5 protein-coding genes and 2 pseudogenes are annotated in these 10,482 nt (G+C 60.4%); 5 read left to right on the top strand and 2 right to left on the bottom strand.

All coding sequences use genetic code 11. The annotated features are described in order from the left end of the window. Positions 1-224, top strand: a pseudogene (locus WAW39_RS08385) (ISAs1 family transposase); the annotation flags it as partial. Positions 225-299: 75 nt separating this feature from the next. Here the strand turns inward: WAW39_RS08385 and WAW39_RS08380 are convergent. Then, the gene (locus WAW39_RS08380) at positions 300-3,485 is read right to left on the bottom strand and encodes a DEAD/DEAH box helicase (protein ID WP_422317711.1); all 3,186 of its coding nucleotides are present in this window, start codon (positions 3,483-3,485) and stop codon (positions 300-302) included. 52 nt (positions 3,486-3,537) lie between these two features. On the opposite strand from WAW39_RS08380, the gene WAW39_RS08375 reads away from it, so the two are divergent. The 3 genes from WAW39_RS08375 (at position 3,538) to WAW39_RS08365 (ending at position 8,925) form a co-directional block, all read left to right on the top strand. Continuing rightward, positions 3,538-4,335, top strand: a complete 798-nt coding sequence (locus tag WAW39_RS08375) for a ParA family protein (protein WP_422317709.1) — start codon at positions 3,538-3,540, stop codon at positions 4,333-4,335. A 201-nt stretch (positions 4,336-4,536) separates the two neighbouring features. Beyond that, entirely contained in the window at positions 4,537-5,628 is a 1,092-nt protein-coding gene (locus WAW39_RS08370) for a PA0069 family radical SAM protein (protein WP_422317707.1), read from the top strand. 351 nt (positions 5,629-5,979) lie between these two features. After that, complete coding sequence (locus tag WAW39_RS08365; RefSeq protein WP_422317705.1) at positions 5,980-8,925, top strand: response regulator; 2,946 nt, start codon at positions 5,980-5,982, stop codon at positions 8,923-8,925. A gap of 113 nt (positions 8,926-9,038) precedes the next feature. Here WAW39_RS08365 and WAW39_RS08360 read toward each other — a convergent pair whose 3' ends face one another. Further along, entirely contained in the window at positions 9,039-9,782 is a 744-nt protein-coding gene (locus tag WAW39_RS08360; RefSeq protein WP_422317703.1) for a hypothetical protein, read from the bottom strand. Between the two features lie 414 nt (positions 9,783-10,196). On the opposite strand from WAW39_RS08360, the pseudogene WAW39_RS08355 reads away from it, so the two are divergent. After that, positions 10,197-10,482 (top strand): annotated as a pseudogene (locus tag WAW39_RS08355) (hypothetical protein); the annotation flags it as partial.

Below are 10,482 nucleotides of genomic sequence, written 5' to 3'. Positions count from 1 at the left end.
GGGGAGTGGAGAACCGCTGCCACTGGGTGCTGGATGTGACGTTCCGTGAAGACCACTGCCAGGTGCGCGACAACAATGGTGCGCACAACCTCTCCATCCTGCGCGAAATGGCCATGAAGGCCCTTCGCGACGAGCCCTCCAAGCTCAGCCTGCGCAGAAAACGCCGCCGGGCTGCTCTCGCCCCTGCCTTCCGACTCAAAATCCTCGCCTCGCTTCATGCGTAAGCCCTGTAGTGCGTGCGGCCAGCCTGGGCGTGAGGTTGCTTTTGAGAGGCGGCGGTGGCTGAATGCGCGGGAGGGCTACTGGATCAGTGCTTCGAGATCGCTTTCGGTGAGGCCTTCCATCATGGGGGCTTGGTCGTTGAGGGCGGCTTCGACGAGGCCGCGTTTTTGGGCCTGGAGTTTGAGGATGCGTTCTTCGACCGTGCCGCGAATGGCGAGGCGGTAGGCGTTGACGACTTTTTGCTGGCCGATGCGGTGGGCGCGGTCGATGGCTTGGGATTCGACGGCGGGGTTCCACCAGGGGTCGGCGAGGATGACGTTGTCGGCGGCGGTGAGGTTGAGGCCGTAGCCGCCGGCTTTAAGACTGATGAGGAAGATGCGGCAGTTCGGGTCTTTCTGGAAGCGGGCTACCTGCTCGGAGCGGTCCTGGCTGCTGCCGTCGAGGTAGGCGTGGTCGAGTTTTTCGGCTTTCAGGTGGTCGCGCATGAGGTGCAAAAAGCGGACGAACTGGCTGAAGACGAGGAGCTTGCCGCCGGACTCCATGACGGACTCGATCTGGCCGAGGAGGGCGGGCCATTTGCCGGAGAGGTCGTCCTGGCCGAGGCCTTTGAGGGCGTCGGGCTGGACGCCGGTGAGGCGGAGATCGCAGCAGACCTGGCGGAGGCGCAGGAGCACGGTGAACATGGTCATCTTGGCGCCGTTCTGGCCGGAGCGGCGGCGGGCGGCTTTGATCTCCTCGCGGCCCTCCTCCAGGATCTTGCGGTAGAATTCGCTCTGTGCGGCGCTGGGGGTGCACCACAGCACCTGCTCGATCTTCTCGGGCAGGTCTTTGAGCACCTGGCGTTTGGTGCGGCGGAGGAAGTAGGGCAGCGTGAGTTTTTGCAGGCGCTGGGCGGCGGCGCGGCCTGCGGGGAGGTCCAGGCCGGACTGGATGGGGCTTTCGAAGCGCTCTTTGAAGGAACTCTGGTTTCCCAAATAACCCGGCAGGGCGAAGTGGAAGATGGACCACAAATCGCGCACGCCGTTTTCCAAAGGGGTGCCGGTGAGGGCTATTCGACCGCTGCAATGGAGGCTGCGGAGGGTCTTGGCAGCGTCGGTATCGGGGTTGCGGATGAAGCTGGCTTCATCCAAAAGAATCAAACCAAATCGAATAGTTTGGTAATGTTTAATATCTCTGATGATCAATTGATAAGAGGTCAATATCACGTCAAAAGAGGAGATGGTACTGAGCGCTTTTTCGCGGCCTGCGCCCTGGATTTGGAGGACTTTCAGAGTGGGGGCGAAGCGCTCGAACTCGGCCTGCCAGTTGCCCAGCAGGGACTTGGGGCAGACGACGATCATCGGGCCGCATTGATCACCTTTGCGCTGCTTGAGGAAGAGGGCCACGGCGATGCTCTGGACGGTTTTGCCCAAGCCCATCTCATCGGCCAGGATGCCGCCGCGACCGCGCAGGATGCGGGAGGTCATCCAGCAGACGCCCTCCATCTGGTAAGGGCGGAGCATGCCAGCGAGATCGCCGATCTCAGCCTGAACCTCACTACTTGTAACGCTGATCTCGTTAGCGGCACCTGTGGCTTCATCGCCAAAGTAGGCGGCATGGGCTCCATGGACGCGGGCACCTTCAGGGGTGAGCTCCATGGGGACATCCCGCAGGGATTCCTCCAAATCATCCACGGCGGCGATGTCGAGGATGTACTGCTTGCCATTGGCGCCTTTGACCGATCTTTGGCCGGAGCGGACCAGCCGCAGGACTTCGGCGCGGGGGAGGCGGAAGCCATCGGTGGACTCGTAGGCGAACTCCATGCTGAGCCAGTCGCCGCCGCCGCCGCCCATCTGGCCGGCGGGTGCGACGAACTTGGTCTTGGGCGCGATGCGCTGGATGCCGCGAGTCGCAGAGCGCCAGCGCTCGCCCTCGGTAACGGTGGCGAGGTTACGCAACTGCGGGAGTTCGGAGGCGTAGAAGCGGAGGACGTTCTCGCTGCCCTGCAACCGCAAGACCTGGCCTTCGGGCTTGAATCCGAGACCCTCCAAGCGGCGCAAAAGGCGGAATTCTGCCTCTATGTTTTGGATGTAGAATACAAAGACATTTAATTCATCCTGAATTGGGAAGATTGAATGAATTCCATCTGAATGGCGCACGGGCCAGGCGTGCGAATTGTAACGAGCGGAGAGTTTCACATCCACGACTTGGAGTGAGCCGTCGAGCTGGATTTCGAACTGGCAGGGCACCGGGGCGACATGGAATTTCTCCAGGCCTGCGCCGCGCAGTTCCATCTGGAAGCATTCGCCCAGAGACTCCCCCTGCTCTGCCAGCCAGCGGAGCGGCTTGGTGACCGGGGCCTTGCTCAGCTCGCCAGCCAGGGTGGCTAGCGCGGGGGTATCGGCCAAATGGCGGAAGAGGGAGTCGGTCTCCTGACAGATCCACCAAGCGCCCATGACGTGTTTCTGGTGAGCGCCTTCCAGTTTGAGGCGGACGGTTTGGGGATCGACGGACTCGACGACCAGCGGCAGACGGACGCGCTCGGGGGCGACGTGGAAGAGGCGCTCCTGGCCGTTCGGCTTGCCGAGGAAGACGCGGGGGTGCTCGGCAAGCGTCTCCAAGAAAGTGTTCAGACCTGCGCCTCTGAGGGAGATGGGGAGGCTCTGGGGTTGCTTGATCCCCTGGCTGGCCAGCCAAGCGGCGAAGAGGGAGGTTTCGCCTTCGCCGCCGGGGAGGTATTTCACGAAGACGCCGAAGGGTTCGCGGATCTGGCCTTGGAGGAGAGGTTCGGGGAGGTAGAGGGAGTACTGGCCGAGGATTTTGAGCGGAGTGAGGGCGGCCTGTGGTTTGGGTATTGTAGTACCGGCTTTAGCCGGTCCGGAAGCTCCGCCGGCATGCGACGCGCCGAGCCCGCCGGAACCGGCTGAAGTAGGGCGTAGACCGCCGGAACCGCCTAAAGGCGGGACTACAGAACGTACTGAAGATCCAGAACTAGGTTTGGCACCGCTTTGCTCGCGGACGTGGGCGAGGGCCACGGCGAGGGCGTGCTCGCACATCATGCCGCTGCGGCGGGCGTGGGGGCAGGTGCAGAGGTTTTCCACATCGGAGGAGGTGCGGATGCGCAGGCCGGTGGTGAATTTGAGTTTTCCAGAGCCGGCTGTGCCGCGAATCATGCCGTCACTGCTGCTGGTGACAACGGCCAAACCTGCATCCACCAAGGAGCGAGCGGACTTCATCACCGCCCAACCGCCGATTTCTCCGAGCCATTTCTCTGTGATTTCCATTTCGTGCTGGCGTGTCCCATGGTTTATCTGCAAAGTCCAGTGCCAAGTACCTATGAGGATTGTCGCCATTTCCAACCAGAAAGGCGGCGTCGGTAAAACGACGACCGCTTTGAACCTCGCCGCGTGCCTCACCCAGCGCGGGGTGCGGGTATTGCTGGTGGACCTTGACCCCCAGGCGAATGCCACCAGCGGACTCGGGCTGGCCCAGGAAGACGGGGGGAGCCTGTACTCCGCACTGGTGGACGGCACGGACCCGCGTCTGGCCATCCGCAGCACGCGGCTGCCGAACCTTTCCATCATCCGCTCGCATCAAGAGCTGGCCGGTTGTGAAATCGAGCTGGCGCAGGCAGGCAACCACATGGCCCGCCTGAAAGAGGTGCTGGCCCCGCTGCGCGACTCCGGCCATTTCGACTACGCCATTCTGGACACCCCGCCCTCCCTCGGCGTGCTGATGACGGGCGCCCTGGCGGCGGCGGACGAGCTGCTGGTGCCCATCCAGTGCGAGTACTTTGGCCTCGAAGGTCTCTCCAAGATCGTGAATGTGGTGCAGCAGATCCGCGAGTGCGGGGCGAATCCGAACCTGCTGCTGGAAGGCATTGTCATGACGATGTATGACAGCCGCGCCAATCTGGCGAACCAGGTGGTCAATGACGTGCGCAATTACTTTGCCGAGACCTGCTACCAGACGCTGATCCCGCGCACGGTGCGTCTGGGTGAGGCGCCGAGCTTTGGCAAAAGCATCATCGAGTACGAGCCCTCCGGCCGTGGTGCGCAGGCTTACCGGGCGCTGGCGGATGAATTTCTGGCCCGGCGTGCGGTGGCACAAGCTCCTGCGGTGGCGGCAGCTTAGCCATGAAGGAGCGGTGGGATTTTGCTGGGAGCGCTGGTTTTTAACCGGCTCTGGGCGAACGTCCCAAGGCGAGGTGCGAGGAGGAAGCCATGGAGGCGGCGAGGAAGCGGTGGCCAGCGTGACCGCTTCGGCCAGTTAAAAACTGGCGCTCCCAGCAATGAGGGCCATGGCCTTTGCGGCGTGGGCGGCGTAAGATCACCTATGTCTTTGCATTCGCCCCATGAAGAATCTCCGCGCGGCGTGCCGAACGTGAAGGGCATTCGCGGGCGCGGGGCTGCGGGGAATCCGGACCAGCGGTTCGCAGAGCTGCATGTGGACTACGATCCCGGTGAAGCGCCGGAGAAAGTGGCCACGAAATTTCTGCGCGATTTTTCGTCCAGCATCATCTCGCGCAACCGCAGCCCAGATCTGCCTTTTGAGGCCAGCCTGAACCCCTACCGTGGCTGTGAGCATGGGTGCTCCTACTGCTACGCCCGGCCCACGCATGAGTACCTAGGCTTCTCTGCCGGGGTGGACTTTGAGTCCCGCATCATGGTCAAGGAGAACGCCCCTGCCCTGCTGCGCGCCGAGCTGAGCAAGCTCTCCTACAAGCCGGAGACTCTTTCGCTGAGTGGCGTGACGGACCCGTATCAGCCGATTGAGAAAAAGCTGCGCATCACGCGGGGGTGCCTGGAAGTGCTGGCCGAGTGTCGGCACCCTGTGGTGCTGATCACGAAGAACCACCTCATCACGCGGGATGTGGATTTGCTGGCGGAGCTGGCGCGGCATTCGGCGACAGCGGTGTATGTTTCCATCACGACGCTGGATTCCGAACTGGCCCGCAAGCTGGAGCCGCGGGCGTCATCGCCGAAGATGCGGCTGGAGGCGATCCGCCTGCTGCATGAGGCGGGCATTCCTGTGGGCGTCTCCACCGCGCCGATCATTCCTGGATTGAACGATTCGGAAATCCCCGCGCTGATTGAAGCCGCGCGTGCTGCGGGGGCGCAGTTCGCGGGATACACCGTGGTGCGACTGCCCTTTGCGGTGAAGGATGTGTTTCGTGCGTGGCTGGACCAGCACTTTCCTGGCATGCGGGACAAGATTCTCAGCCGCATCGAGGAGACGCAGGGGAAGACGATGTCTCACGGTGAATTTGGCAAGCGGCTCAAGGGCATGGGTGTGTGGTCGGAGCAGATCGCGGCGATGTTTAAGGTGTCGATCAAACGTGCCGGCATGCTGCACCGGAGGCCGGAGGTGAGTGCGGAGGCGTTTCGGCGGCCGAAGGATGCGGGTGGGCAGATGGAGTTGTTTTGATTGGGGGGGATGGGTGCTGGTTGACGGTGCAAGGGACGTACGGATTTGCCGCAGAGGGGCGGAGGGGGCAGAGATTGATTCTGTGCGGACTCAAGTTTCAGCCAATGGGCTGGCGAGTGGGGTTCCGGAGGCTGGCCTTGGAGAGCGCGAATGATGCAGATGGGACATGCTGTGCTTGTTTGTGTGGCGGAGCTTTCCAGAGCCGGTTAAAAACCGGCGCTCCCAGTACGGAACTGTGGCGATCTTGGGCTTGCGGCAAAGTTGAGCGGCTCATGGCGTTGAGTGATTGAGGCTTGTGATGCCCGCATGCCATCCTTGCCATTTTCGAAGAGGGGGCGTATTAGGTGGCGAATGCCTGACGTCGCCAAGCCAGCCCATGCACCGGCGGACAGAGCCACTCCGGCTTTCTGTGCGCCGAATTTATCGAGCATTGAGGAGCACTACAAACTGCTCAGCTGCCTGCTGGATTACATTCCTGACCGCATCTATTTCAAGGACAAGCAGGGGGCGTTTGTGCTGGTGAGCCGGTCCGAGGCCGAGTATCTGGGGGCGTGTGATCCGGCGGAGGTGATCGGCAAAACGGACTTTGATTACTTCGAGCCTGCACTGGCGCAGGCGGCGCTGGAGGATGAGCAGGAGCTGATGCGGCTGGGCAAATCCATCACCGGCAAGGAGGAGAAAAAGCGGCTGCTGGACGGACGCACGGGCTGGGCACTGGTGACAAAGAGCCCGCTGCGCGATGCGGATGGCGGCATCATCGGCACCTGCGGGATTTCCAAAGACATCACAGCACTCAAGGAGACCGAGGAGGCCCTGTACAAGGCCAATGCGGCGCTGGCTTCGCAGAAGGCGCTGCTGGAGCAGTCCATGGCGGAGCTGCAGCAGACCAAGCTGGAACTGGTGCAGCAGCTGGCCCTGCGCGAGCGGGTGGAGGATGAACTCGTCCGGGCCAAACGCGAGGCCGAGGAGGCCAGCAGCGGGCTGGGGCCCTTCTTCCAGGTGGCGCTGGACATGCTGTGCATCGCGGGCATGGACGGCTACTTCAAGCGCATCAATCCGGCCTTTTGCACCACGCTGGGCTACACGGAGAAGGAGATGCTGGGCCGGCCTTTCCTCGAATTTGTGCATCCTGAAGACCGGCCGAAAACCGTGGAGGCGGTCGAGCGGCTGGAGGCGGGGCTGAACCTGGTCAATTTCATCAATCGCTACCAGCACAAGGACGGCGGCTACTTGTGGATCGAGTGGACCGCAGCGCCGAATGCGGGCCAGACGGCGATCTATGCGGCGGCGCGAAACATCACGCAGCGTATTCAGACGGAGGACGAGCTGCGCATGGCGCGTGCGGCGGCCGAGGCGGCGAACCAGGCCAAGAGCACATTCCTCGCGAACATGAGCCACGAGATTCGCACGCCGATGAACGGGGTGCTGGGCATGACGGAGCTGCTGCTGAACACGCGCATGACGGGCGATCAGCGCGGTTACTTGAACCTGGTGCGGCAGTCGGCGGATTCGCTGATGACGGTGCTCAATGACATCCTGGATTTCTCCAAGATCGAGGCGGGCAAGATGGACCTGGACAGCCATGAGTTTGATCTGCGCGACTCCATCGGGGACACCCTGCAAACGCTGGCGGCACGCTCGGCGGAGAAGGACATTGAGCTGGCCTACCTGGTGAAGCCTGACGTGCCGGACTGCCTGATCGGCGACATCTGCCGCCTGAGGCAGATCATTTTGAATCTGGTAGGAAATGCCATCAAGTTCACACCGCGTGGTGAGATCGTGGTGGAACTCCGCGTGGAGAGCCGGACCGAAGACCGGGTGATCCTGCATGTGCAGGTGTCTGACACGGGCATCGGCATTGCCAAGGACAAGCAGGCGAATGTGTTTGAATCCTTCACGCAGGCGGAGAGCTCCACGACTCGGCGCTTCGGCGGCACCGGGCTGGGCCTGACCATTTCCAGGCAGCTGGTGGAGCTGATGCAGGGGCGCATGTGGCTGGAGAGCGAGCCGGGCAAGGGCAGCATCTTCCACTTCACCGCGCAATTTGAACTTGGCACCCAGAAGCCGAATGCCGCGCGCATGCTGCCAGATCAACTGCGCGACTTCCAAGTGCTGGTGGTGGATGACAATGCGACGAACCGCATGATCCTCGAAGAGATGCTCAAGACCTGGGAGCTGCGGCCGGTCCTTGCCGCCAGCGGTGCCGAGGCCTTGGATATTTTGGAGCAGGCCCAGGCGGAAGGTGCGCCGATCCCGCTGGTGCTGCTGGACTACATGATGCCGGAGATGGATGGCGCGGAAGTTTGCCGCCAGATCCGGGAACGTTTCGGCGACAGCGCACCGAAAATTTTGATCCTGTCATCCGGTGGCAATCTGACCGCCGAGATCGGCGATGAAGATCTGGGCTATGAGCGCTGCCTGACCAAGCCGGTGAAGCACTCGGATCTTTTTGACACGATCAGCCGCGTGATGGGCGGGCTGATGGCCGATGACAGAACGAGCAGCGCCTATGACATGCCGGGGCTGCAGAGCATGGCGCCGATGAAGCTGCTGCTGGCGGAGGATGGCCGGGTGAATCAACTCGTGGCCATCAAGATGCTGGAGGATCGGGGGCATGAGGTCACGCTGGCCTGCAATGGGCGCGAGGCTTTGGAGCTGCTCGCCAGCCAGACTTTTGACGCGATCCTCATGGACATCCAGATGCCTGAGATGAACGGATTTGAAGCGACGCTGGCCATCCGCCAAAGCGAGGCCGGCACCGACAGGCATGTGCCCATCATCGCCATGACGGCGAATGCGATGAAGGGTGATCGCGAGCAGTGCCTGGATGCGGGGATGGATGACTACATCGCCAAGCCCATTCACTCGACGGAGCTTTATCCGCTGCTGGAAAAGTTTGCCAGCCTCAGCGAGAACCCCCAGGCGGATCCCCTGCCCTTTGGTGCTGCATGCCATGAGCCTGTGTTCGACGCCGACACTTTCTGCGACAACATTGGCGATGGTCCGCTGATGCTGGAGCTGATCCGGCTGTTCTTTGAGGAGTCGCAACCCATGCTAGGCCACGCCTGCCTGGCGCTGCATGAACTGGATGCCGAAGCGCTGCATCAAGCCGCTCATTCTTTGCAGGGACTGGTGGGCAATTACGCCGCCGCACCGGCCTTCAATGCGGTATCCGCGCTGACTCAATGCACGCGGAATGGAAATCTGCTGCAGGCGGGGAAACTGCTCGCGGAGGTGACGGATGAAATCGCGCGGCTGAGGGAGGCGCTGGCGGAGTTTGCGAAGGAGATTGAGTGAGGGGGGGCGCAGGGCCTCAAAGCACGCTCTCTACAGCAGAAGTACCGTCCACTCTGCCCCATTTTCCAGAAAAAATCAAGCACAGTGCAACAAACGCAAAGAGACCGGGCACCTTACGGGAAACCTCCAAGGTCAAATAAACCTAATTCAGCTTCTTTGAAACACTGCTTGCGTGAATACCAGTCCATGGGTTCCTGTCTTGGCTTGTACATCGCAGAAGATTTGTGCTTCACATAGTAATCCCAGATTTTTTGAGCCCACTCATTTGCCCACTTCTTATCCGCAGGCGGGGTTGTTGTTTTCAGATATGCCTGAGTCGCGGTGATCCCACGCAAAGTCATAGGGCATTCATTCATCATGGCGTCAAAGATGGCAAGTGCGTCATCCAGACGCTGCTTGACTCGTTCCGGAGAATTAATGTTTTCGATCAAAGGCTTGCCTGTCTGCGGATCCAAAAAATCATCTATTCCAAAGCCGACTTTATCAAAGTACGTTCTCATGAGATGAGTACGCCGGGGAAACATCAGATCATATTGTCCCCTAAAATTGATGAAAGCACCACCTGCCTGACGGATTGCATCAAAATACATCTCCTCAAGATCCATAAAACGAATGCCTTTTTTTAAAAGCTTCAGGCCATCCATATCGCATTGCCATAGCAGTACACCCGGCTCTAAGACACTCAGGACGTGTGAATCGAAACGGCTAAGAAATTCGGCGATGATGGGTGGAACCTCGATTCCTTCAACATTCAAATATTTCTCGTCTGGGGAGATGGGCTGAAGCTTTGGAGGTAAAAATCCCATGGATCTCATTAAATCCATGGTCTCATCATATTTCTGTTTGGCTTTGTTCATTTTACTCCTCCTTATCTTGCGACATTTCGGTATTGGCCATACACAAGTGGTATTTTTTCGCTAAAGACTTTAAGAGCCTCGTCATTCGAAAGCCGCACCTCATATATGAGGTCGCAAACAGAGGCTGCCAATTGCTGAGCCTGAAATTGGACAAATGCATGTGAAAATGAGCCGAGCTGCCTAGCGGTCCATTCATTTGGTTGCTTGTTCATCCACTGGTATCCCCACTTCCCTTCAAGAGCTTCATATGGGCGAGGGGAAAGCGAGGGGGTGCCACCGTCATAATTCACAGGGATATAACTAAATGCCTGGCATGAATGGCACTCAGTTAAGGCGGGGTATCGTGGTTTTTGAGCCGTCAGCAAACTTGTGACAAAGGGTACAACGAAGCGGTGATTTGTGGGTTGCTGGAGCATGGCTCTTCAAACTTGCTTCCTGCCCCACTTTCCCCGCACTCTTCAAGGCCGCGCCAAACGCACCGAGGCCTCCCGCCTTGCTCGCGGTCTGGACGAACTGCGCCAGCACGCGCTGCCCGATCTTGCCGCGCTGCTGTCCTCATGTCTGCCGGCGGCTTTCTTCGCCAAGGCTCCTGAGGCGAAGGCCCGGCGCGTGCGGCTGCTGCCTCCGGTGACGGTGTTCTGGGCCTTCCTTCACCAGGTGCTCAACCCTGAGATGGCCTGTCAGGAGGTCGTCTCCAAAC

Origin of the sequence: Prosthecobacter sp. (assembly GCF_049294395.1) — a bacterium.
Taxonomy (GTDB): Bacteria; Verrucomicrobiota; Verrucomicrobiia; order Verrucomicrobiales; family Verrucomicrobiaceae; genus Prosthecobacter.
This window is presented reverse-complemented; position numbering and strand designations above follow the sequence as displayed.